The organism is Arthrobacter sp. alpha11c (assembly GCF_054149985.1).
In genome coordinates this window covers 362,915-386,843 of the sequence record NZ_CP196747.1, presented here as the reverse complement: position 1 = coordinate 386,843, position 23,929 = coordinate 362,915, and the positions used below count along the sequence as shown (strand labels likewise).

The 23,929-nt window shown below is 61.8% G+C and carries 21 protein-coding genes; 4 read left to right on the top strand and 17 right to left on the bottom strand.

What is annotated here, in order from left to right; all coding sequences use genetic code 11:
- Positions 1 to 50 precede the first annotated feature (50 nt).
- Positions 51 to 4,937: a DUF4082 domain-containing protein gene (locus ACTAQJ_RS01750; protein WP_498700302.1), complete on the top strand. Its 4,887-nt coding sequence runs from the start codon at positions 51 to 53 to the stop codon at positions 4,935 to 4,937.
- A gap of 78 nt (positions 4,938 to 5,015) precedes the next feature.
- On the opposite strand, the gene ACTAQJ_RS01745 is transcribed toward ACTAQJ_RS01750, so the two are convergent.
- The 9 genes from ACTAQJ_RS01745 to coaD form a co-directional block, all read right to left on the bottom strand.
- On the bottom strand, positions 5,016 to 6,056 hold the full coding sequence (locus ACTAQJ_RS01745; RefSeq protein WP_498700299.1) for a TolB family protein: 1,041 nt from the start codon (positions 6,054 to 6,056) through the stop codon (positions 5,016 to 5,018).
- Positions 6,053 to 7,294, bottom strand: coding sequence for an MFS transporter (locus tag ACTAQJ_RS01740; protein ID WP_498702137.1), 1,242 nt, complete (start codon positions 7,292 to 7,294; stop codon positions 6,053 to 6,055). The genes ACTAQJ_RS01745 and ACTAQJ_RS01740 overlap by 4 nt, the downstream gene beginning before the upstream one ends.
- 86 nt (positions 7,295 to 7,380) lie before the next feature.
- A complete protein-coding gene (locus tag ACTAQJ_RS01735; protein ID WP_498700297.1) occupies positions 7,381 to 8,085 on the bottom strand; it encodes a hypothetical protein in 705 nt (234 codons plus the stop codon).
- Positions 8,082 to 8,516: a hypothetical protein gene (locus tag ACTAQJ_RS01730; RefSeq protein ID WP_498700295.1), complete on the bottom strand. Its 435-nt coding sequence runs from the start codon at positions 8,514 to 8,516 to the stop codon at positions 8,082 to 8,084. Before ACTAQJ_RS01730 ends, ACTAQJ_RS01735 begins: the two co-directional genes overlap by 4 nt.
- Before the next feature lie 46 nt (positions 8,517 to 8,562).
- Positions 8,563 to 9,519, bottom strand: a complete 957-nt coding sequence (gene mutM / locus ACTAQJ_RS01725) for a bifunctional DNA-formamidopyrimidine glycosylase/DNA-(apurinic or apyrimidinic site) lyase (RefSeq protein ID WP_498700293.1) — start codon at positions 9,517 to 9,519, stop codon at positions 8,563 to 8,565.
- 19 nt (positions 9,520 to 9,538) lie between these two features.
- Positions 9,539 to 10,249 carry a ribonuclease III gene (gene rnc / locus ACTAQJ_RS01720; protein WP_216923862.1) on the bottom strand — a complete coding sequence of 237 codons (711 nt, stop codon included), beginning with the start codon at positions 10,247 to 10,249 and terminating at the stop codon, positions 9,539 to 9,541.
- Between the two features lie 23 nt (positions 10,250 to 10,272).
- Entirely contained in the window at positions 10,273 to 10,476 is a 204-nt protein-coding gene (gene rpmF / locus ACTAQJ_RS01715) for a 50S ribosomal protein L32 (protein WP_011775139.1), read from the bottom strand.
- A 33-nt stretch (positions 10,477 to 10,509) separates the two neighbouring features.
- A complete protein-coding gene (locus ACTAQJ_RS01710; RefSeq protein WP_224090813.1) occupies positions 10,510 to 11,037 on the bottom strand; it encodes a YceD family protein in 528 nt (175 codons plus the stop codon).
- Positions 11,038 to 11,221: 184 nt separating this feature from the next.
- Positions 11,222 to 11,704 (bottom strand): pantetheine-phosphate adenylyltransferase, encoded by a 483-nt coding sequence (gene coaD, locus ACTAQJ_RS01705; protein WP_431115543.1) that lies wholly within the window; start codon positions 11,702 to 11,704, stop codon positions 11,222 to 11,224.
- Between the two features lie 35 nt (positions 11,705 to 11,739).
- On the opposite strand from coaD, the gene ACTAQJ_RS01700 reads away from it, so the two are divergent.
- Together ACTAQJ_RS01700 and ACTAQJ_RS01695 are read left to right on the top strand one after the other, a co-directional pair.
- On the top strand, positions 11,740 to 12,990 hold the full coding sequence (locus ACTAQJ_RS01700; RefSeq protein WP_498700287.1) for an aminotransferase class I/II-fold pyridoxal phosphate-dependent enzyme: 1,251 nt from the start codon (positions 11,740 to 11,742) through the stop codon (positions 12,988 to 12,990).
- Positions 12,987 to 13,781: a spermidine synthase gene (locus ACTAQJ_RS01695; RefSeq protein ID WP_498702136.1), complete on the top strand. Its 795-nt coding sequence runs from the start codon at positions 12,987 to 12,989 to the stop codon at positions 13,779 to 13,781. The genes ACTAQJ_RS01700 and ACTAQJ_RS01695 overlap by 4 nt, the downstream gene beginning before the upstream one ends.
- On the opposite strand, the gene rsmD is transcribed toward ACTAQJ_RS01695, so the two are convergent.
- The 4 genes from rsmD to thiL are packed head-to-tail and all read right to left on the bottom strand — an operon-like array spanning position 13,778 to position 18,801.
- Entirely contained in the window at positions 13,778 to 14,344 is a 567-nt protein-coding gene (gene rsmD / locus ACTAQJ_RS01690) for a 16S rRNA (guanine(966)-N(2))-methyltransferase RsmD (protein WP_498700286.1), read from the bottom strand. The two genes, ACTAQJ_RS01695 and rsmD, sit on opposite strands and share 4 nt — an antisense overlap.
- 57 nt (positions 14,345 to 14,401) lie before the next feature.
- On the bottom strand, positions 14,402 to 16,657 hold the full coding sequence (locus ACTAQJ_RS01685) for an ATP-dependent DNA helicase RecG (protein ID WP_498700284.1): 2,256 nt from the start codon (positions 16,655 to 16,657) through the stop codon (positions 14,402 to 14,404).
- Entirely contained in the window at positions 16,647 to 17,750 is a 1,104-nt protein-coding gene (locus ACTAQJ_RS01680; RefSeq protein WP_498700281.1) for a DAK2 domain-containing protein, read from the bottom strand. Before ACTAQJ_RS01680 ends, ACTAQJ_RS01685 begins: the two co-directional genes overlap by 11 nt.
- A 22-nt stretch (positions 17,751 to 17,772) precedes the next feature.
- Entirely contained in the window at positions 17,773 to 18,801 is a 1,029-nt protein-coding gene (thiL, locus tag ACTAQJ_RS01675) for a thiamine-phosphate kinase (RefSeq protein ID WP_498700279.1), read from the bottom strand.
- Between the two features lie 135 nt (positions 18,802 to 18,936).
- Here thiL and ACTAQJ_RS01670 point away from each other — a divergent pair, with 135 nt between their 5' ends.
- Positions 18,937 to 19,446 carry a DUF3515 domain-containing protein gene (locus ACTAQJ_RS01670; protein WP_498700275.1) on the top strand — a complete coding sequence of 170 codons (510 nt, stop codon included), beginning with the start codon at positions 18,937 to 18,939 and terminating at the stop codon, positions 19,444 to 19,446.
- Between the two features lie 74 nt (positions 19,447 to 19,520).
- Here ACTAQJ_RS01670 and ACTAQJ_RS01665 read toward each other — a convergent pair whose 3' ends face one another.
- From ACTAQJ_RS01665 to murA, 4 genes are read right to left on the bottom strand one after another with little or no spacing between them, the layout of a single operon-like run.
- Positions 19,521 to 20,660 (bottom strand): D-alanine--D-alanine ligase family protein, encoded by a 1,140-nt coding sequence (locus tag ACTAQJ_RS01665; protein ID WP_431120254.1) that lies wholly within the window; start codon positions 20,658 to 20,660, stop codon positions 19,521 to 19,523.
- Entirely contained in the window at positions 20,660 to 21,712 is a 1,053-nt protein-coding gene (locus ACTAQJ_RS01660) for an NAD(P)H-dependent glycerol-3-phosphate dehydrogenase (RefSeq protein WP_498700273.1), read from the bottom strand. Before ACTAQJ_RS01660 ends, ACTAQJ_RS01665 begins: the two co-directional genes overlap by 1 nt.
- Positions 21,709 to 22,542, bottom strand: a complete 834-nt coding sequence (locus ACTAQJ_RS01655; RefSeq protein ID WP_431115551.1) for a lysophospholipid acyltransferase family protein — start codon at positions 22,540 to 22,542, stop codon at positions 21,709 to 21,711. The genes ACTAQJ_RS01660 and ACTAQJ_RS01655 overlap by 4 nt, the downstream gene beginning before the upstream one ends.
- Before the next feature lie 11 nt (positions 22,543 to 22,553).
- Positions 22,554 to 23,879 carry a UDP-N-acetylglucosamine 1-carboxyvinyltransferase gene (murA, locus tag ACTAQJ_RS01650; protein WP_224090824.1) on the bottom strand — a complete coding sequence of 442 codons (1,326 nt, stop codon included), beginning with the start codon at positions 23,877 to 23,879 and terminating at the stop codon, positions 22,554 to 22,556.
- Between the last annotated feature and the right edge of the window lie 50 nt (positions 23,880 to 23,929).

The window sequence follows — 23,929 nt, the reverse complement described above, 5'->3', positions numbered from 1 at the left end:
GCTAGACGCGGACCCATATTCGCAATTGGCGTACCACTCCAGGAGTTCTGATGACCGGTCCTTCAGCTACCCGACCACAGCAAGTCCTCAAAGGCTTTCTCCTGCCTTTGGTGATTGCCATGGTTGCAGCTTTGCTGCCTCTTACTGCCCCGGCAGCCGTCGCAGCGGGACCTTGCGATCCCGTGGTGAATCCTGTGGTGTGTGAAAACTCGAAACCCGGAAGTCCACCATCAGAGTGGGACATTGCCGGCGCCGGGGATGCCGGGATACAGGGATTTTCCACGGAGATCAGCGTTAACGCCGGGCAGCCAATCAAGTTTAAGATCGCTACGAACGCCTCCAACTACACCATTGCCATCTATCGCACAGGTTGGTACGGCGGTGACGGAGCCCGCAAGATAGCCAACGTGACGCCGTCGGTACTGCGGCAGAACCAGCCCCAATGCATCAACGATCTGACCACCGAACTCTATGACTGCGGTAACTGGGCCGTTTCCGCTACCTGGCAGGTTCCGTCGACAGCTGTCTCGGGAATTTACATAGCTCTCCTCACGCGGCCTGACAACGGAGACCAGAGCCACATCACGTTCATTGTGCGAAACGATGGCAACCATTCCGACGTCGTCTTCCAGACTGCCGACACCACATGGCAGGCGTACAACGGCTATGGCGGATCCAACTTCTACCAGGGCGCGGCCAACGGAAGGGCCTACAAACTCAGTTACAACCGTCCCATGGATACGCGCGGCGGGATCGGCGGACGCGACTTCTACTTCGCCAACGAATATCCGATGGTGCGCTTCCTGGAGCAAAACGGCTACGACGTCAGCTACATCAGTGGTCTGGATACAGACCGCAACGGAGCCCAGTTGCTGAACCACAAGGTCTTCCTGTCAGTGGGCCACGATGAATACTGGTCCGGTCCGCAACGGGCCGCCGTTACGGCAGCCAGGGACGCCGGGGTAAACCTGCAGTTCCTTTCCGGCAATGAGATGTACTGGCGCACGCGTTTCGAGCCCTCCACCGTTGATGGGGGCGCGGGCCGCACTTTGACCTGCTACAAGGAGACGTGGGCCAACACCAAGAGCGACCCAAGTACCCAATGGACTGGCACGTGGCGTGACCCGCGGTTTGCTTCGCAAAGCGCTGGCGCAGGCTTGCCGGAAAACGGGCTTACCGGGACTCTCTATATGTCCAACTACACCGATCTCCCCGTGACTGTCTCCTCGGAGGAAGGGAAGACAAGGCTGTGGCGTAATACTTCCCTGACTTCGCTGCCTGCAGGTTCCTCGGCGGCTTTGGCCCCCCACACCATTGGATATGAGTCGAATGAGGACCTGGACAATGGCTTCAGGCCAGCGGGCCTGATCCGGCTGTCCACTACAGTCGGGGACGTCGACCAGTACCTGCAGGACTTCGGCAACACGGTCAAGGCGGGCCGCACAACGCACCATCTGACCCTGTACCGCGCCCCCAGTGGTGCCTTGGTGTTCTCTGCCGGCAGCGTCCAATGGACCTGGGGATTGGACCAGGAACATGATGGCGGCGGTGCTGCAGCCGATCCCCGGATGCGGCAGGCCCAAGTCAACCTGCTTGCAGACATGGGCGCTCAACCCGCTACACGGGCAGCGGGCATCGTTGCTGCAACGGCCAGCACGGATCGAACCGGGCCAACAGTCTCCATTGCCGCACCAGCCAACGCTGCCACCATCGCCCACGGAACAAGCGTTACCGTGTCCGGCACTGCCTCAGACAGCGGCGGCGTCGTGGCCGGCGTCGAGGTGTCAACGGACGGCGGCACTACCTGGCACCCGGCCCAGGGCAAGCAGAACTGGACCTACAACTACATCCAGAAAGGCCTCTCAGCGGCCACAGTCCAGGTCCGGGCCATTGATGACAGCGCCAACATTGGTGCCACTTCCACCCGGAATCTCACAATCCCCGGCCCCTACAGCGTCTTTGGCCAGACTGTCCCCGCCATACAGGACTCCGGCGACGCCGGTGCCTATGAACTGGGACTGCGGTTCTCGCCAACTGTAGATGGTTTCGTCACGGGTGTGAGGTTCTTCAAGAGCCAGGCCAATACAGGAACTCACATCGGTTCACTCTGGAGCGGCTCCGGCGAGCGCCTGGCAACAGCCACCTTCACCAACGAAACAACCTCCGGTTGGCAGCAGGTCCTCTTCAGCCAGGCCGTCCCTGTGGCCGCGGGCCAAACTTACACGGTCTCCTACTGGGATCCGAACGGTCACTATGCCAGCAAGGAATACCAGTGGGCCTACAGCGGTTCGACGGAAGCACCGTTAACAGTTGCCGGCGGCTTCGGTGCCCAGCCTGCGGGTGTCTACAGCGGATCGGGATTCCCGATCGCCAGCCACAACGGCGGCCATTACTTCGTGGACGCCCTTTTCAGCACGGTTGACACCACGCCGATGACGGTTTCCGGACAAACGCCTTACCCGTCCTCTTCCAGCGTTTCCGTCAATACCAAGGTCAGTGCCGTGTTCTCCAAGCCGGTCACTGCATCCAGTGTCCAGCTGACGTTGAAGTCCTCCTCCGGGACCGTGGCGGGCACTACCGCGTACGACTCCGCCACGCGTCGGGCGACGTTCACGCCGTCATCTGCCCTGGCTTTCAGCACGACGTACACGGCGACCCTCTCAGGGACCGATTCGATCGGCGGATCAGTAACTGCGGGCGGAACCTGGTCCTTCACGACGGCGGCAACCTTGCCTGTCGCCGGGGATTGCCCGTGCAGTCTCTTCGATGACAGCGTTACGCCTGGAATCGCCGAAATCCGGGACGGAGTTCCACTGACTCTTGGTGTGCGATTCTCCAGCATCAGGGCCGGGGAAGTCACCGGCGTCCGGTTCTATAAGTCGGCCGGCAACACCGGCACCCACAACGGGGCACTGTACACCGCGTCCGGACAACAGTTGGCGACAGTAACCTTCGCCAATGAGAGTGCTTCCGGTTGGCAAACAGCGATCTTCGGCCAGCCTGTCCAGATCGCTGCCAACACGCAATACATCGTCTCCTACACATCACTGACCGGCACATACTCGGCCACTACAAATGGCTTCGGTTCAGGCATGAGTGTTGGACCCTTGCGGGCAGACTCGGACGCTGGTGCTTACACGTACAGCGGAGGCTTCCCGGCTTCCCGGTCAAACGCCAGCTACCTGGTTGACGTCGTCGCCATGATTCCACCGCCTGCCTTCACGGCAAGCGCACAGTCGCCTTTGCCCGGCGCGTCCAGTGTCCCGCTGGACACCAAGGTCAGCGCCGTCCTATCCGAAGCAGCGACACCGTCAAGCGTCACGCTTGGCGTGAAAACAGCCGGTGGCGCCGCCGTAGCCGGAACAACGAGCTATGACCAAACAACGCGCCAGGTGACGTTCACCCCCGCCTCGCCTCTCGCCGCTGGTACCTCATTCACGGCCACTCTGGCTGCGACATCCTCTGCCTCCGGGCAGCAGCTGACTGGAGGCACCTGGACCTTCACCACAGTTCCAGCCCCGCGCATACCGGGATCGTGCCCCTGCACCCTTTACCAGGACAGCGTCACGCCGACGACTGCCGAGGTTGATGACGGCACACCGCTGACGTTGGGCGTCCGCTTCTCCAGCGACACTGCTGGCCAGGTAACGGGCATCCGCTTCTACAAGTCCGCTGGAAACACCGGAACCCATACGGGTTCGCTGTACTCCGGCGCCGGGCAGCTCCTTGCATCGGTCACGTTTACCAATGAGTCGAGTATGGGTTGGCAGACAGCAACCTTCAGCCAACCAGTTAATATTGCTGCTGATACTGAATACGTTGTTGCGTACAAGTCTCCGACCGGCAAGTACTCCTACACGGCCAACGGCTTCGGTGAGGGTCTCACCAGCGGACCCCTGCGAACCGCATCAGACGCAGGAGCTTTCTCTTACAGCAGCGATTTCCCGAACGTGCCTTCCACAGCAAGTTATCTGGTGGACCTGGTGCTCACGGTGCCGGAACCTCCATTGACGGTCACGGCCCAGGTGCCCGCACCCGGCGCTACGGGCATCCCCACCGACGTCAAACCCTCGATAACGCTGTCCTCGGCTATCCGATCCGGAGCATCGATGACGTTGACTGCCAATGGCGCATCTGTAGCGGGCACCACCGCATTGTCAGCAGACAGCCGCACCGTGACGTTTTCGCCGACAACGGCCCTGCCCAGCAGTGCGTCAGTGTCTGTCAGCGTGACAAACGTGGTTTCGCAACAGGGGCAAACCCTTCCGCCGACCAGCTGGCAGTTCACTACAGCCAGCCCCACCGTGCAACAGTCCACCATCTTTGGGACGCTCCTTCCGCAAGTGGCCTCGGCTTCGGAAACGAAAGCGGTGGAACTTGGGACCGCATTCACCGTTTCCCAGGCAGGCAACGTGACAGGCATTCGTTTTTATAAAGGCACCGGGAACACCGGGACCCATGTTGGGTCATTGTGGAACGCGGCCGGCACCCGCCTGGCCCAAGTGACCTTCGTCAACGAGACAGCAACCGGCTGGCAAACAGCCACGCTGTCCACGCCGGTGGCACTGGCTACAGGCCAGAGATATGTTGTCTCCTACCGGGCGCCCAACGGCAGGTACTCGTACACCACTGGTTTCTTCAACCAGACCTGGACAAGTGGCGTCTTCACCGCTTCGGGACCGGACAACGGCCTGTACCGGTATGGTGCTTCTGGATCAATGCCGACCAATTCCTGGAACGCCACGAACTACTTTGTAGACGTGGTTTACTCCACCACTACCGCTCCAGCGCAAACCCAGGCGAGCGCCACCGCGACACCGACGCCGACCCCAACAGCGACCGCAACCGCGACCGCAACGGCTACTCCCACACCCACCCCGTCCCCTACCTCCACCCAATCAGGTGGCTTGGTCTGCGGCCTCCTGGGGATCTGCTGAGGATCTGCTGACGCGTTAACGCCTCCGAACTGCTGGCGTCCGGCCCCCTGAACTCCAGGGCCGGACGTCGGCATTTAATCATTCGCGGACTACGCTGGGCGACCACGCATGGGGGATAAACAGGCTCGGCTGTGATGCCGGATCCGTCGCCAGCTTCCAGACATTGCTGTCACCCGGGACATTTTGGTCGGCCAATCCGTAAAGCACGTTTTGGTTGTCCAACCACTCGATTTGGTCGTCCACGCTCCGCTTCTCCGCAAGGACAGTTTCCTGTCCCGTAGCCAAGTCAAGCAGTGCTACCTTCCAGTGCGCAGTCAACGGCCCGGCGTCGTTCTTTTTATAGGCGATCCGGGTGCCGTCCGGTGAGATGGACGGGCATTCGACGTTGTCGTGTACCGCCGTCAGGGTCTTGGCTGACAAACTGCCGCGAACAAGCCAGATACGCCCGGCGGAAGCCGCAGTGGCGTAGAAGACGTCACTCTGCCCGGGTGCAAAGGTCACCCCCCAGATGTTTCTGTCCGTAGCCTGCAGGCGCTCGCCGTTGACTATCAGGGCGAAATCCTCCAGATTCCCGGAACCCTCTGAACCAGCCGCAGTGAAGTTGATTTGAGTGGCGGTGGAGAACCCTGCAGTCGCGTATGAATGGCCCGTGACGAAGACAGTAGTGGCAATCATGGACCCGTCCGCACTGATCCGCGTCCGGCTCGGTATCCCCGGAACCGGCCATGCCCGCTGCTGTTGCCAGTCGCGGTTCAGGACGGCGGCTTCGAAGGCGGTCACGAGGCCGCGGTTCGTTTTGAGGCAAATTACCGTGGATCCAGTGCCGTAGACCCTGTCGCAGGGCTGCTCGCTCACTGCGCGTGTGCCGCCCGGCGCGGACAACGGCACGGTAGCGGCATTACCGTAGCCCTGTCCGCCTGCCGTGTTCCGAAAAAGGACGAACGGAACATCCGGCAACGGCTGGCCGGCAGTGACCCCTACGGACGGGGCGGCAGTGCGGCTCTCCTCAAATCGCTGATAGGCGCCAACTGCATAAATACCCGCCGCAGCAAGCACAACTGCCGTTACCGCAAGGAGAATGCCCCACCGAAGCCTCCCGCCCGTGAAGGTAGCGCTCATTCGTTGGCCAGCTTGGGCCTGGCTCCAGGAAGGATGAAGACGACCGCCACCACGGCACATGCCAACAACGCTCCGGCTGCAACCATGGCTGTGGGGGCACCTACTGCGTACCAGAGAACGCCAAAACCAGCCGAGGCCGTCATCCTGCTCAACGCAACCACAGTCTGTGCAGAGGCGATGCCTGTGGCCAGCTTCCCTGGGGGAGTCAGCTGGCTGGCCAGTGCCGCCAGCACGCCGTCAGTGGCTGCGTAGAACCCGCCAAGAAGGATCAGGCAGCCCACGGTGCTCCATAGGCCACCGAAAGGCGCCGCCGCGAGGAGGTAGCAGGCAAGCAGCGCGATGTGGCCGCCCACGAACACCGGCACCCTGCCCACCCGGTCGGCCAGCCGCCCCAGCGGAATCGCAAACGCGAGGAACACAATGTTGGTGCCGACGAAAAGCAACGGAAACCACTGCACGGCAAAGGAATCCCTGTCCTGCAGCACGAGGTAGATGAAACCGTCACCAATGGTGAGCAAGCCAAGGAGACCCGCAGAGATCAATAGCTTGCCCAGGCCCGGCTCCCGCAGGTGGCTCCACGAGAACGCGAAGAGCCGGCGTCGTTGCTTCGGGGAGCCGGCTGTTTGCCCGGCGCCGCTGTTGGCTTCGATCCCTCTGAGCCCATCCGCTCGCATGTCCGGCACCACCAGCCCGAGAACCGCAACGCCTATGACAGCAAAGGCCAGGGACACCACAAAAACAGTGCTGAAGCCATTGGGGATCATGAGCAGCACGAGGAAGGCGATCATTGGCCCCGCGGCCGCCCCGATGTTGTCCAACATCCTGTGCACGCCAAAGGACCGGGCAAGGTGTTCCGGTTGCGCTGAAACAGTGATGAGCGCATCACGTGGAGCTGTGCGAATGCCTTTACCGATCCTGTCACCGGTCACAATCGCAGCTACCGCCCAGAACCCTCCTGCGAACAGGAAACCTATCCTGGCGAGCATGGACAACCCGTAGCCGGCCAATGCGATGCGTTTCGGGTGTCCGCTGCGGTCTGCGGCCCAGCCGGCGGCGATCCTGACAATTGCACTCGCGCCTTGGTTAATGCCGTCGATGAATCCGAAGGCGATGGTCGAAAGGCCCAGGAACCCGGTCACATACAGCGGGAGGATTGCCGTGACGGACTCTGATGACACATCCGTCACCATGCTTACAAGGCCTAGCCACAGGATGACCGGAGACAAACGAAACGGCACCTCGCTGGATAGTGCCGTCGTGGCTCCCCGGGGTTTTTCCCCTTTGCCACCGCTGCGATCCGAAAGTGAGATGTACATACGTGCCCCTAGTCCGCCGTCGTGTGCAGGCTGCCCAAAAGCTGGAAGCGCGAAACGCCGGTTCCGGTCACTGAAACTGACACCGTCACTGTGTCCGTGCCGCGCACGAACCTCGCGGCTACAGCTCCGTCCGGCGCGGGCGCATCCTCGGACCAGAAGCCTTGTGACACCAAGGATTGGCGGAAAGCGCCCAGAACGTCCCCTTGCGACGTGCCCACGATCCCGTCCGCCGTTAATTGCAGGACGTTGCCTGCAGTTGAGATGCTGGTGGAGCCTACCGTGGTCCCGGCTGGCATGGTCACAACGCTGCTGGGCCAGCCCTCTACGAGTGAGCCCTTCGCTGTGGCGGATTTCGGCAGCGGACCAGTGATCAGTGGAGCCGGTGCAGACGGTTTCGGGAGCCCGGTGGGTGTGGCTGTCACAGGAGGCAGGACCTCCAGCGGCTTGGCGGTTGTTACGCCGTCGCCCGAACCGTTGCCCGAACCGTCCGGTGGGCTGCTCGTCGAACTGCCCGACGTCGGACTGCCGGAGGGAGGCGCACTCGCGCCGCCAGAAGAGTTACTGTTCGAGGGATCCCCGCCAGGAGTTGGCGATACCGAACTCTGGGCAGTAGCCGGTCCGGGTTTCGAAGCCATCTGGTCCAGGACGAGAGCCACGGCGGCGATCAGTACGGCGAGGCAGATGCCAGCTATCACCAGGCGCCGCGCCATCATGGCTTGCCCGGACTTGCCGCGCCACCGAGGAGCTCGTGCGCCTTCGCCTCAAGCCCGTCGTCGACGAAATCGAAGATGAAGGATGCCAACCAGATCACCACGGTCGCGGCTATCCAGCCGATAATGCCGTTGATCGTGAAACCGTTGGAAAAGATGCTTGTCACCACAAGGATTGCCAAGGTGGCCAGCAGCCCGGCAGCCGCCGTCAGGGCCTTGCTGAGGACCCCCGTACGCCTGTCCGCCCGCTGCGCGTGGCGGCGGTGGAAAAGGGTCAGAATCAAGGGCTTGACCAAAAGCGTGGCCGCCGTGAACACCACGACGGCCCAAAGAAACCCGGCTCCCAAACGGACCCCGGGAAGAACTGACGCCACCCACAACGTGATGGCGTTGAAAACCAATGCGATGGCGATCCGAATCGCCAAGCTTTTCATGGGGACAGTCTGCCATTGCGATCCGGATTCCGGAACAGTTTTGGCCCTACCAACGCCCGTTTCGGGGCCGTGGCTGACAAACCGGACACGTATAGGACGAGCGGTTCATGAATTGTTCACGTTTGATGATGCTGTGCAAGCCTGCTGCCTCGCAACGGCTGCACAGCTCACCGGCGCGTCCGTAGGCATTGAGCGAGCGGGCGAAGTATCCCGAATCGCCGTTGACGTTGACATATAAGGAGTCAAAGCTCGTCCCTCCGGCAGCCAACGCCGCATTCATGACCTCCTGTGCGGCCTGCACAAGCCGGGCGGCATCGCCACGTCGAAAGGTGTCGGTAGGCCTTGCGTAATGGAGGCGGGCACGCCAGAGGGCTTCGTCCGCATAGATGTTGCCGATCCCGGAAATAACCGACTGGTCCAACAACGCCCGCTTCAGGCCTGTTTTTCGGCTCTTGATCTTGCGGTAGAAAGTATCGAAGGAAAAACAAGGGTCCAGCGGGTCCCTCGCAATGTGGGAGGCTTCCTCGGCGATCTCTGGCAGGGGCGTTTCCCCCAAGCCTCCAGGGCCGCCGTCGGGAGTTGGCACCAGGGACGTCACGAACAAGCCGCCGAAAATGCGCTGGTCCACAAATCGCAGTTGCTCCGGCATGCCGTCCACCGGGCTCAGGCAGATTCTGACCTTGAGATGCTTCTCGTCAGGGACATGGGGGTCCTGCATCAGCAATTGTCCGCTCATCCCCAGATGAGCCATGAGCGCTACCTTGGGCAGCGTACCCTCAACGGACTCCAGGCTGTCCATGGCAAGCGGCATCCAGAGAAACTTACCGCGGCGGACCACGTCCATCACCGTGGCATGCTCAAGATTCCCGATGAAGTCCTCTGTGCCCAGGCCATGCCTGCGGATGGAGCGGGAGTCAAGGACGTCAACCTCGGTGATGGTACGGCCACGGACCCAGCGGGCAAGGCCACGGCGGACCACTTCTACTTCGGGAAGTTCAGGCATTGCGTCTGTGGACTCGGCTTCAGGCGGAAGCGGGTCCGGCAGGAGCTTGGTCCAGGGCAGTCAGGGCACGCCAGGCGTCGGCGGCAGCTTCCTGCTCGGCTTCCTTCTTCGAATGGCCAGCGCCGCGACCATAAGGAGTCCCACCAATGTTCAGGACGGCCTCGAACGTACGCGCATGATCCGGGCCCGAGCCTTCCACGGCATAGTGGATTGCTCCGAGCTGGCGGCTGGCGGTCAGTTCCTGGATGCTCGTCTTCCAATCGGTACCGGCTCCAAGGGCGCCGGCGTCCTTCAGGAGCGGGCCCACAAGGCGCATCACCAGCTGGCGTGCCGTTTCGATGTCGTTGGAGAGGTACGTCGCGCCAATGAGCGCTTCCATCGTGTCCGCGAGGATCGAGGCCTTGTTCTTGCCGTCAGTGAGCTTCTCGCCCTGCCCGAGGTAGATGAACTCCCCCACGCCGAGCTCGCGGCCAATGCCAGCGAGGGCACGCGTACTCACGACGGCGGATCGCCGCTTTGCGAGCTCACCCTCAGGCAGCGCGGGGTTCTCGCGGTAGAGCGAATCGGTCACAGAGAACCCCAGGATGGAGTCGCCGAGGAACTCGAGACGCTCGTTGGTGGGAATCCCACCGTTCTCATATGCGTATGAGCGATGTGTCAGAGCAAGACGAAGCGTCTCGGTGTCAATGGAGACACCGAGACGCTTCAGAAGCTCTTCAGTTGAAGACATCCTTTGTCAGCCTATTGGGCAGATTAGGCGTCTGCTACCTTGCGGCCCTTGTATTCAAGGAACAGCGCGGTGCCGGCAGAGTCAGTGACGACCTTTGCCTGGTGCGGCAGGCTGTAAGTAACCTGACCGTTTTCGATGGTCTTGACCAAGTTGGGGGCAGTTGCCTTCCACTGGGCACGGCGGGCGCGTGTGTTTGCGCGAGACATTTTCCGCTTGGGAACAGCCACGGCTATCTCATTTCTCTCTTAGTCCAACACTTACTAATCAGTTTGCCGGTCAGTCTTAGCCAGATCAGCTAGGGCAGCCCAGCGAGGGTCAATGACCTCGTGGTGGTGCCCCGGCTCGTCTTCCAGGCGTGCTCCACATTCGGAGCAAAGGCCCTGGCAGTCTTCCCGGCACACCGGCTGGAACGGCAGCATAGTGACAACTGCGTCCCGCAACACCGGCTCAAGATCGATTAGATCGTGCTCGACTCGACGTTGCTCTTCATCGTCTTCTTCGTCCGAAAGCTCGACGCCTTCATAGAAGAAAAGTTCTTGCACATTGACTTCAAGGTCATACGCAAGGGGATCCAGGCATCGACCGCATTCGCCGGTTACTTCGACGATTACGGATCCTGATACCAGAATTCCTTCGTGTACGGCCTCAAGGCGAAGATCCAACTCGACATCCGAGCCTTCCTTCACGCCAATGAGCGCCACACCAAGGTCACTTGGCGCAGGTACATGTTCGTTGAGTGTCCGCATGGTCCCTGGACTGCGTCCAAGGTCCTTGACTACCAGCGCCAAGGGCGAACTTGCATCTGCGCTTAATGAGAACTCCTGTAGAACATATGACCGACGTACCATCTTAGCCTGATCAAGCCTGAGGACTCAAACCGGCGCCGGGCGCGCGAAGAGCGCCACGGTTTCAGCTGGAATCCACCGCAAGAAGCTGCGAGGTACCTATCAAGACTACCCCCTTGCGGGAGGCTTACGTTCCAGACTCGCCAGCGAGGAGCCGCTTCAACACAGATTTCGGTACGAAATCGGAAATGTCGCCGCCCAATACATTGACCTCTTTGATCAAGGTGGAGGAAAGGTGGAGGTAGTGCGCTTCTGCCGGCAGGAAGACAGTCTCGACGCCGGTAAGCTGACGGTTCATTGTGGCCATCGGCAATTCGTAGTCAAAGTCCGAGGACGAGCGGAGGCCTTTGACAATTGCCGAAACACCCCGATGCCGGCAGTACTCGGCCAACAGTCCCTCCCCCATCGGCTCAACGATGATGCCACGCAAGGACGCCAGCGTCTCGCGGGCCATCTCCATCCGGTCTTCGAGGCTGAACCGGTACTTCTTGGCGTAATTGGTGGACACGGCCACGATGACTTCGTCAAACAGGCCAGCCGCCCGCGCGATGACTTCGAGATGTCCGTTGTGGATAGGGTCAAAGGATCCAGGGCATACCGCACGTCTCATGACACGAACCTACCCCATAGCTTCGCCGGGATACCATGGCTGACATGTCACCAGCAGGCAGCACTTTACCGCTCAACACAACGGCTCACGCCCCCGCGCCATGGCAGCGGGCCGCCACTGGCGCCAACCTGCTTTCCCCTGACGGAAACCTCGGAGTGACCATCTTCGAGGAGATGACCACGTTGGCAATCTCCTCCGGCGCCATCAACCTCGGACAGGGCTTCCCCGACGAGGACGGACCCGTGGAGATCAAAGCGGCAGCGCAGGCAGCCATCGCCGCAGGAGCCAACCAATACGCGCCTGGCAAGGGCATCACGGAGTTACGCGAAGCCGTCGCGGAGCACCAGCTCCGGTTCTATGGACTCACTCCGGACCCGCAGACGGAAATCATCATCACCACTGGCGCCACGGAAGCCATCGCGGCATCACTTCTGGCTTTCGTCCAACCCGGTGACGAAGTCCTGACCTTCGAACCGTTCTATGACTCCTACGGAGCCATCATCGGATTGGCAGGGGCACAACATGTCACTGCTCCCCTGACCGCTCCCGATTTCCTTCCGGACCTCTCCAGACTTGAAGAGGCCTTCAGCAGCCGCACCAAAGTGGTGCTCCTGAACAACCCACACAATCCCACCGGCGCCGTTTTTCCCCAAGAAGTCCTGGAAAAGGTGGTTGAGCTGGCCACAAAATACGACGCCATCATTGTCAGCGACGAAGTCTACGAGCACCTCACCTTCGGTGTAACGCATATTCCGGTCGCTTCCTTGCCTGGGGCCGCGGAACGGACCCTCACAATCTCTTCTGCAGGAAAGACGTTCTCCTTCACTGGTTGGAAGATCGGCTGGCTTAGCGGCCCCCAGGACCTCGTTGCCGCAGTCCGCACCGTCAAACAGTTCCTGACATACAGCTCAGGCACGCCGTTCCAAAGCGCCATCGCCGTGGGACTTGCCCTTCCTGACACCTTCTATACAGGCATAGCCGAAACGCTGCGACACAAACGCGACATCCTCTCCGAGGGCCTTCGCGCTGCAGGATTCAATGTCTTTACGCCACGCGGTACCTACTTCGTTAACGTCGACACAGAACCCTTGGGCATCAAGGACTCCGTGGACCTGGCACGCCGGTTGCCCGCCCTGGTGGGTGTCGCTGCGATACCGGTTCCTGTTTTTTGCCATCCTGAAGGAGCGCAACGGACCCGCAGCTTGTTGCGTTTTGCCTTCTGCAAAAAAACCAGCGTCCTGGAAGAAGCGGCCGAACGACTGGCCGCGCTTAAGGACCTGCTCTGAACCCCAACGACTCCGGCCGCCATCACGCCACGCGTTTCCTGCGGACCACAGGGCAGCACGCCACTGTTGATGCCGATACGCTCATTGAAGGCAGTTACATCCTCAGCATCGGTGGCGCTGAACAATCCCACGTGAACGTGGCCAACCCCGGGGAGATCTTCTACGAATATCTTCGCAGGATCGGTCATGTGGTGGATCTGGCTGCAGAGCCCGGTGAGCCACTCTCCGTGCTCCATCTCGGCGCCGGTGCCCTGACATTGGCCCGTTACATCCAGGCCACACGTCCAGGTTCGGACCAATATGCAGTTGAACTCGAACGCGAATTACTGGACTTCGTCCTGCAAAAGCTGCCCATGCCGGAGGGCACGCGGCTGCACACGCACATAGGCGACGCACGCGAGGCGTTGGCCGAACTTCCCGCGGACGTCAGGTTCGACGTCGTCATCCTTGACATCTTCTCCGGGCCGGAAGCACCAGCCCACATCGCGTGCAGGGAGTTCTACGAAGAGGCCGCTGCCCGCTTGGGACCAAACGGCCTACTGATTGTGAACGTCGGCGATGAACCGGCGCTGACGCTGGTGCGAAGCCAGGTAACAGCCCTCCGGCAGGCAATGGCCGACGTTATCGCATTTGCCGAGACGGGAATGTTCGCGGGGCGCTACCCCGGCAACATCATCCTGGTGGGCACCCGAACGCCATGGCCGGCAGCGTGGACCAGCGCACTACTCTCCCGGGGCCCACACCCGGCAACAGTCCTCCACGGCGTGGACCTGGACAGGATTTCGGACTAGGAGGGTTCAGCGAACCATAACTTGGTCTCGCCGTACTTCTTGTCGGCGAAACATTCCAGCGCTTCAGGCCAGGCCGGTTCGGGACTCCTGGAGGACCTCTCCACCACCACAACCGCCCCTTCATCCAAGTGGGGCGACAATTTGGCCAGCACGGCACTCAACGCTGGTTCGTCCAGCGGATATGGCGGATCCAGGAACACCAGGTCCCACACGTCGCGTGCTGTGGCGCGCTCCAGGAAAGACTCCACCTTGGATCGATGGACTGAGACTTTCTTGCCGCCCAGGATTTGGTTGACCAAGTCCGCATTGCGCTGGCAGGCATCGCTGGCCTTGGCATCGAATTCCACCAGATCCACGCTGCGGGCGCCCCGGCTGGCGCTCTCCACACCCAGGGCTCCGGAACCGGCATAGAGATCCAGCACCCGCGAATCGTCGATGACAGCCAGAGACTCGAGCCTGGAAAACAGTGCTTCCTTAACCCGGTCCGTAGTGGGCCGCGTTGCGGTCCCGGGCACGCTCGTGAGCGGATTGCCACCAGCAACGCCGGCAATAATCCGGCTCACAGCGCCTCTCCATTGCCGGTGCCCGACCGTTTACCGCTGCGCGTACCTGGGGATTCTCTAACCGCGTTCAAGGAACGCCTCCTTTTCAGGGTTCAAGTATTCATCAATGGTCGCGGCCAGGACCGGCTGGTGTTCCAGTGCCGGGTCCTGGGCCACCAGGGCCTGTGCATCCGCCCGGGCACGGGCAATCAGATCTTCATGCTCCAGGACACGCAGCAGCTTAAGCGTGGACCGCCCACCTGATTGTGAGGCGCCGAGGATATCGCCCTCACGGCGGAGTTTCAGGTCCTCCTGGGAGAGCTCGAACCCGTCGGTGGTGGACGCAACGGCGTCCAGTCTTCTGCGGCTCGGGTGCCCTGGCTCCAAAGTAGTGACGAGCAGGCAAGTCCCCGGCAGACCGCCACGGCCAACCCGGCCGCGAAGCTGGTGGAGTTGGGAAATACCAAAACGATCGGCGTCCAGGATGACCATGAGGGTGGCATTGTGAACATCGACACCCACCTCGATAACCGTGGTGGAGACCAGCACCTTGGTCTGGTTTGCCGCGAACGATGCCATGGTTTCGGTTTTCAGCAGCGGGTCCTGACGCCCATGGAGGGGCGCCACGGGCACCCCAGCCAAGGACGGCTCCTGCACCAGGCTTTCGACGACGGCCGTCACCGAAGCGAGCTCGCGGGCCGGACCTTCGTCCGGGAGTTCGGCATCGCTTGGCTCCGCCTCTCCTGGGCTGAAGTCGCCGTCGTCATCGGACCCGATTTTGGGACATACAACGTAAACCTGATGACCGGCGTCGACTTCTTCCCGCGATCGTTTCCAGATTCGATCCGCCCAGCCGGGGTTCTCCGCAAGCCCCACAACATGAGTGGAAATGGGCGCACGCCCAGCGGGGAGTTCATCGAGGATGGAGGTCTCAAGATCGCCGAACACGGTCATCGCCACTGTGCGGGGAATCGGCGTAGCAGTCATAACCAGCAGATGCGGCGGACGTTGGGCCTTGGCGCGCAGGGCGTCACGTTGCTCCACGCCGAAGCGATGCTGCTCGTCCACCACGATCAAGCCGAGATCCTGGAAACTGGTTTTGTCGCTCAACAAAGCGTGGGTGCCGATCACGATGCCGGCGTTTCCTGAAGCGGCGTCCAGCATGGCCTGCTTTCGCGCAGCAGTGGGCATGGAACCAGTCAGCAGGGTCACCTGGACGCCAGCCTTGCCGGCATCGGCACCAAGCATGCCAGCACCACCGAACATATGATCGCGGGCCAGCGGACCCAGGGTCCTGCGGATGGAATCGACATGCTGTGCAGCCAAAACCTCAGTAGGCGCGAGGAGTGCCGCCTGTCCCCCCGCGTCAACCACCTGCAGCATCGCCCGCAGTGCCACAATCGTTTTGCCCGAACCGACCTCACCTTGCAGGAGCCGATTCATGGGGGTGTCCTGGCCAAGCTCCTCGGAAAGTGTCTTTCCCACCGCTGTCTGGCCAGCAGTGAGCGTGAAGGGCAGGTTCCGATCAAACTCTTCCAGCAGGCCGCCGCTGACCGGACGCCGTGCAGTGGCTTCCTCTGCAGCAAGCTGGGCTCGTCGTCGCGCCAAAGCCGCCTGCAGCACCAGCGCCTCCTGGTAGCGGAACCGTTCCTGTGCCCGCTGCCAGTCCTTCGCGGTCTCCGGCGAATGGATCAGGCGGTACGCGTCAGCCACACTCAGCAGTCCGTCCCTGCTGACAATGGACTCCGGGAGGGGATCCGCCAGGGCATCGAGGTCCAGGGTTTGCAGCAACGCCGTAATCACCTTGTGGATGGACCAGCTTGTCAGCTTGGCCGTGGCGGGATAGACGGGGATAGGCATGGCTGCCAGCTTTTCGGGATCCATGGAGCCGTCAGCATCCGGATCCTCATCCAGCAAGAGAAAGTCCGGATTAGTCAGGCCCAAGGCTCCCCCATACCGGGTCACCTTGCCGGAAAACATTGCACGGCGTCCTGGGAGGAGCTCAGCCTTGGCCCGGAACCCATTGAAAAAACTGACTTTCAGGGTGCCAGGAACGTGGCTTCCACCAGCTTCATCGGTCACCACGACGTCCGTGATGGAACCCCGGCGGGCACGCATCTGACGGGTGCTGTTGGACAGGACCCGCGCAATGAGCGTGACTTCCTCATCCAAGGGAAGGTTGCTGATGGGAGTAAGTTCGCCCCTGCTCAAATACCTGCGCGGAAAGTAGTTCAGCAGCGCGCCGGTTGTCTTGAGGCCAAGGTGCTTGTCAATGACAGACGCCGAGCGCTTGCCGATCCTGCGTTCCAGGGGCAGTTCCAGCTCAGTATTCATGCCGTGACTGGCCCGGGATGCTGCTGGGTTCTGCAGTTTGTGTTGCTTCCTGGTCCCGGTGCTCCCCGGGAGAATCACTGGACCCGCCTTCAAATTCGCGGTGCCCGTCTTCAGAATCGCGGGGAAGGGCAAGCTGACTGACGGCAATATCCGTTGGCTCCCCCAGAGACCGGATCAGCGCTACTGCCGGCGTCGGATCAGCTACGTGGACATGCACGCGCCAACGATAGCTGGCCTCAGCAGTGGATTCGTCGTCGTCGTCTGGATGGTGGCCTGTATTTCCAACCTGGCTCATGATGACGGAATCACCCATCTCATCCAGGCGTTGGCGCAGCACAGCCGCATCCAAGGGCGAAAGGCTGATGGTACACATGACTTCAACGCCGTCGTCGGCCGGCATCTGCTGGTGGATGTGCGGATCCTGCAACTGGTAGCCGTGGAGGCCATCAAGGAGCTCATCCTGCAGTTCCTCGCCGAGCACTGCGGAGCGGAGACAGTCCAGCACCAGCAACATACCTACACCGCCGGCGTCCACCACATGCGCCGCCTGCAAGGGTGCGAGTTCGTCCTCGGTGCGTACGACAGCCTGGAAGGCAGCTTCCACCACTGCATCCAAGGCGAGGCCCAGTGCGTGGTTGCTGTCATCACCGTTCTGGGAAGAATCGGCCGCTTGGGCTGCATGGGCCGCTGCTTCGAGGACCGAAAGCATGGTTCCGGATACTGGTTCGCTCAAGGCCGACCAGGCCCGGATCTGGGCCCTGTTAAGGGCCGTAGCCAGCAGCGGGGCACTCAGGCGCGCTTTTCCGGCCAGCGGCTCCGCCGCAGCGCACAGGAAGACAGCAAAAAGGGTGCCGGAATTGCCCCTTGCCTGTTCCATGGCGGCCTGACCAGCGCGTGACAGCACAGCACCGACGTCGTTACCGGTTTCGGTAGCGTCAGGAGCGTTGCCAGCCAACGCGGACACAGCTGCGCGCGCGGTCAGATAAAGGTTGGTTCCAGTATCGCCGTCTGCGACGGGAAAGATGTTGATCGCGTTCAGGCGGTCGCTATGGTTGCCAAGGACCACCTCTGTCTTGCCGAGCCAACGTTTCATGGCGTGCGCATTCGCGGCGATCTTAGTCTGCAAAATGATCCCATCCCACGGTGTCAGCAGCTTGTCCGGCAATCCGGACGCCGCTGCCTTGAGACTGGACAACGGCCTGAACTGAGCCTATCGCAGTGAAGCCCTGCGGCAGCTGAATTCCCGCTGGGAACGTAGCCAGCAGTCCGTGGTCTTCTCCCCCGCCCAGAACCCACGGCATGGAATCCATGCGCAGCAAGGCAGCAGCTGGTTCCAGCGGAAGTGCGTGGGCCTTCAACGCAACAGCGTCAAAGTCCAGGATGACGTTGCTCGCCGCAGCGAGCCGGCCGCCGTCGCGCAGCAGCCCATCCGAAATGTCCATCATCGCTGTTACGCCCGAACGTGCGGCAAGCGGCCCGGCAGCCAACGGCGGCAAGGGCCGGCATTGGCTATCCATCAGGGCACGCTGCTCAGCCGAGAGGTCCGTTAAGGTGACATCACTTTCCAACAGCGCCAGACCGGCGGCAGCACGCCCCAGGGTGCCTGCCACTGCCACGACATCTCCCGGCCTCGCCCCGGAACGCAATACGGGCGCCTCTCCAGCCAAAGTACCGACGACGGCGACAGTCACCGCAATCTCCCGGCCACGGCCCAGGTCTCCCCCCGCGACAGAGCAATCCGGAACGCCCAAGCCGATAATTCCAGCGGTGAGGCCATCCGCAAAGTCCTCAACCCATTGAACCGGTGTTGCCGGCGGCATGGTCAGGCTCACCACCAGTGACGTGGCCGTTCCGCCCATGGCGTTGATATCGCTAAGGTTCTGGGCCGCGGACTTCCATCCGACGTCGTATCCTGTGGTTCGATAGCCGTTGTTCCACTCCAGCCGGAAGTCCTGGTCCTGGGTCTGGGTATCGATGGAAATCAGTGTGCGGCCGTCCGTGGCGGCAACCAGGGCGGCGTCGTCGCCGGGACCCAGCAGGACGCTGGGGCTGCTGTTCAGGCGGGGGAAGATCAGGGCAAGGAGCTCGGACTCCGAGAGATCTGCGACTGTTGGACATTCTTCGCATGGCTGTTTTGGGGGCACGGCTCTACGCTATCGCGCGACACCGACAAAACATCGCCGCAGCCTGTGCCGGGCATCCCCGCCGGCAATGTGACCCTCGCAACGGGTACACCAACCGCACGCCAGGCGGCCGTGTGGGCGGGATAGGCTGGAGAGATGCACCGAAAGACCCTTCCGGGGACTGCCGTGGCCTTCAGCTTGGCCGCAGCGTCCGTCCTCGCAGTTTCAGCCTGCGCCCCCACTGTGGACGTCACAGCGGCAACCGACGCCGCCAATCCGGCCTGCGCACCCATGATGGTGGCGCTCCCGGACAAGATCGGCGATGCCGCACTCCGCAAGACAAACAGCCAGGCCACTGCTGCGTGGGGCGATCCCTCGCAGATCATCCTGCGTTGCGGTGTCAACGTCCCTGGACCAACCACTGACCGCTGCGTCAGCGTGAATGACATTGACTGGGTGATCAAAGAAGGCGATGGTGTCTACACCCTGACCACCTTCGGACGCGAGCCGGCAACGGAAATCCTCGTGGATCCGGTCAAATTGGAAGCCGCCAACATCAGCTCCGCCACAGTCCTCACCGAACTTGCGGCCGCTGCGGGCAAGATCAAAGCAACGCGCCACTGCGTTGGCCAGGAAGACCTGCAGAACCTGCCGACCACCAAGTAACGGGTGCTCAATCGGATAAACAGCAGCTGGTGTCGGTTGATCCTTCCAACCGACACCAGCTGCTCTTGCTTGGGTTAGCGCAGGCCCGTTTTGCGGGTCAGGGCCAGATGGATGAGTTCGTCGATCAGCTCGGGATACGCCAAGCCGGAAGCCGCCCACATCTGCGGGTACATGCTCTTGGGAGTGAAGCCCGGCATGGTGTTGATTTCGTTAATAATCAGCTCACCAGCGGGCGTGTAGAAGAAGTCCACACGGCTCAGGCCTTCCGCACCCACGGCGTCGAAGGCGGCAGCGGCCAATTCCCGGACGCGGGCAATGGCTTCATCCGGCATGTCAGCCGGGCAACTCAGCGCGGCAGCACCATCTTCAACGTACTTGGCAGCAAAGTCATAGAATTGGTGTTCGCCGATAGCCACAGTGATTTCGCCGGGCATGGACGTGCGCGGCGCATCAGTGCCCCTGCCTTGCAGCACAGCGCACTCGATTTCGCGCCCGACAATGCCGGCTTCAATGACCACCTTCAAATCGTGGCGGCGGGCTTCCTCAATGGCCGCGTCCAGGCCCTCCAACGAATCCACCTTGGAAATTCCCATGGAGGAGCCGGCACGGGCAGGCTTGACGAACACCGGGAAACCGAGCTTGTCGACGCGCTTGCGGACAGCCTCGGCGTCCGTGAGCCATTCGCGGTCCGTGACGGCGATATAGGGCCCCACCGTCAGTCCAGCGGCTTCGAAAACCACCTTCATGAAGTGCTTGTCCATCCCCACTGCAGAGGCGAGCACGCCGGCACCAACATAGCGTGTGTCGGATAGCTCCAGGAGGCCCTGGACCGTTCCATCCTCGCCCCAAGGGCCATGGAGCAAAGGAAAGACGACGTCCACGGAACCGAGTTCCTCAGGGATGGCATTCGGTGCGGTCACGATGAGCTGGTGCTCGCCGCCCACCTCTGCCAAGGTGACAGTCCGGTCCGACGGCGACACCTCAGGAAGCGCCGACGAGCTCAAGGACCACTGGCTGGTGTCCCCCGATGCAAGGACCCATTGTCCGGACTTGGCAATACCAATGGGCACGACGTCGTACTTGCTCTTATCAATGGCACCCATGACGCCTGCTGCGGTCACGCAACTAACAGCGTGTTCGCTGGAACGTCCGCCGAAAAGGACCGCCACACGGGGTCGACGGCCGGTCACGGGGGTGGATTCTTCAGTCACAATCAGTAGTCGCCTTCGGACTTCAGGGCCCGGGCCAGCAATCGCGGCCCCAGGTCATCAACGGACATTTTGCCTTCAAGCACCGCCACAACGGCGGCCGTAATAGGCATTTCGACATTCAGTTTGCCCGCCAATTCATGCACGGCAGGGCCGGACTTAATGCCTTCAGCGGTTTGCGTCATCTGTTCAGTCACCTGCTCAAGGCTCAGCCCCTCGCCCAATAGCCTTCCGGCCGTGTGATTTCGGGAAAGGGCAGAGGAGCATGTCGCAACGAGGTCGCCCAGCCCGGCGAGACCCGCCATCGTGTGGGCCTCTCCACCCAGGGCAAGGGCAAGCCGGGACGTCTCGGCGAGGCCTCGCGTGATGACTGACGCTTTGGTGTTGTCACCCATCTGGCGCCCCTCGCAAATACCCACAGCCAAGGCAATGACATTCTTGACGATCCCGCCGATCTCCACGCCCACAACATCGGTGCTGGTGTAGGGACGGAAGTACGGTGCGGTGCAGCAGAGTGCAATTGCGGCGGCGGTATCGGCGTCACTGCAGGCAACTACAGACGCAGTGGGTTGTTCCCTGGCAATCTCCATGGCGAGGTTGGGTCCGGAGACCACCACCACACGTGATTCGGGGATGCCAAGCTCCTGGGCGATGACCTCGCTCATGCGTGCGTCCGTCCCCAGTTCAAGGCCCTTCATCAGCGACACGACAATTGCGTCCGGTGCGAGCAGTCGCTTCCATTCCCCCAACTGGGGCCGCAGCGATTGGGCCGGCACGGCCAGGACCACGAGGCCGGCATCCTGCAGGACCTCAGCAACATCCGTGGATGCGGTGACTGCGTGGGGAAGTTCGATGTCCTTCAAGTACTGCTCATTGCGGTGTTCCGCGTTGATCTGATCCACGACTCGGGCACGCCGCCCCCAAATCCGGATCCTCCGCTCCACTCCCGTAGTGGCGGCGGCATCGGCGAGGATCTTGGCGAACGTAGTTCCCCATGAACCTGCGCCGAGTACGGCCACGGTGTCCGGAGCAGGGACAGGGCTTTCAATAACCGTCATTTGCCGCCCTCCGATTCCGGATCCTCAAGAGATGCTTCCTTGCCAGCGGGTTCTGCAGCCTTTTCAGGCGCGGCGCCCCGTGCAGCGTTTGAACCGCGCTCCACGAACCGGCCATGTTTGGCCTGCTTATGAACGGCCGGATCCCAACGTTCGGCGGGCGGCTCCTCACCGCGGAGGGTTGCCAGGAGCGCGGTGACCGCCTCCATGATGACGTCGGTAGCTTCGGACAGCGTGGCCCGGTCCATGGGCCGGTCCGCGAAAGCGCTCAGATCCACGGGCTCACCTACCAGAACCCTGACGGTCTTTCGAGGAAAGACGTGGAAGCGCTTGGCGTACCGGGGGAAAACCTCATGGGCACCCCAGTGGGCCATCGGAACAACCGGTGCACCAGTCTGCAGTGCCAGGCGGGCAGCGCCAGTGTGTCCCTTCATCGGCCACAGGTCCGGATCCCGGGTCAAGGTTCCCTCGGGGTAGATAATGATGGCGCCCCCGGCGTCCACCACCTCTTTGGCGATTTGCAGCGAGCGGTTCGCTCCCGCCGTCGAGCGTTCAACCGGAATCTGGTTCGTCGCCCGCAGCAAGGGTCCCAACACAGGTGCTTTGAAGAGTCCTGCCTTCGCGAGGAAGTGCGGAGGACGCTTCAGGTTGTAGAGCATGTGCCCAATCACGACGGGATCAATCTCAGTGCAGTGGTTCGGTGCTGCGATGAAGCCGCCCGCGGGGAGCTTCCCGGTGCCCTCCCACTTCTTGTCCATCAGGAGGTTCATCAACGGACGCGCCATGCCCGCCAGGAGCATGAACGTGGCCCGGCTCTTGGCCGATTCCTTCAAAGGGTCCCCCGCTACTTGGTGGTGATGATGTCGAAATCGGCGCCCAGGCCAGCGAGCTTCTCCGTAAAGCGCTCATATCCGCGGTTGATGATATCGATGCCAGTGACCCTGGAGGTGCCGGTCGCGGCCAAAGCTGCGATGAGGTGGCTGAAGCCCCCACGAAGATCCGGGATGTCAATCTCGGTCCCCCGCAGCGGCGTCGGACCGGAGATCACGGCAGAATGCAGGAAGTTCCGCTGGCCGAAGCGGCAGGGGACGCTGCCAAGGCACTCACGGTGGACCTGGATGTTTGCACCCATCCGGGCCAGGGCATCGGTGAACCCGAAACGGTTCTCATAGACCGTCTCATGCACAATCGACACGCCCTCCGCCTGGGTCAAAGCGACCACCAGGGGCTGCTGCCAGTCAGTCATGAAGCCGGGGTGCACATCCGTCTCCAGGACCAGCGGGGAAAGCTTGCCTCCGGGGTGGTAAAAACGGATGCCGTCATCACCAATGTCCATGCCGCCACCCACCTTGCGGTAGGTGTTCAGGAAAGTCATCATGTCCCGCTGTGAGGCACCTTCAACAAAAATGTCGCCACGCGTGACCAACGCGGCCGAGGCCCAGGACGCAGTCTCGTTCCGGTCCGGAAGCGCCCGGTGGTTGTAGCCGCCCAGGTCCTTGACACCCTCGATACGGATGGTGCGGTCAGTCTGGACGCTGATGATCGCGCCCATCTTCTGCAGCACGGCGATGAGGTCGATGATCTCAGGTTCCGTTGCAGCGCCACTGAGTTCCGTGATGCCTTCCGCGCGCGTGGCACTCAGCAACACTTGCTCGGTGGCGCCGACGGACGGATAGGGAAGGGAGATCTTGGCGCCGTGCAGGCCGTTCGGGGCGGAGATGTGGATGCCACCAGGGCGCTTTTCCACGACGGCGCCAAACTGGCGCAGGACGTTCAGGTGGTAGTCGATGGGACGATCGCCAATTTTGCAGCCGCCGAGGTCCGGAATGAAAGCCTCTCCGATCGCGTGGATCAGGGGGCCGCACAGCAGGATCGGGATGCGTGAATCGCCGGCATGCGCGTCAATGGCGGTGCTGGATGCCGTTTTGGCATCCTTCGGATTCAGGGTCAGATCGCCCGTGTCGGGGTCCTTGACCACAGTCACCCCGTGGAGCTTCAGCAGGCTGGTGACAACCTCCACGTCCTTGATTTCCGGCACGTTCCGAAGCACTGATGGTTCGCTGCCCAGCAACGCCGCCACCATGGCCTTGGGCACAAGGTTCTTGGCACCGCGAACGGTCACCCGCCCTGTCAACGGGACGCCACCGCGGATTGTCAGAACACTACTCATCTATACCGGTTTCCTCACGACTACTCGCCCCCCATACTTACAAAGGCTCC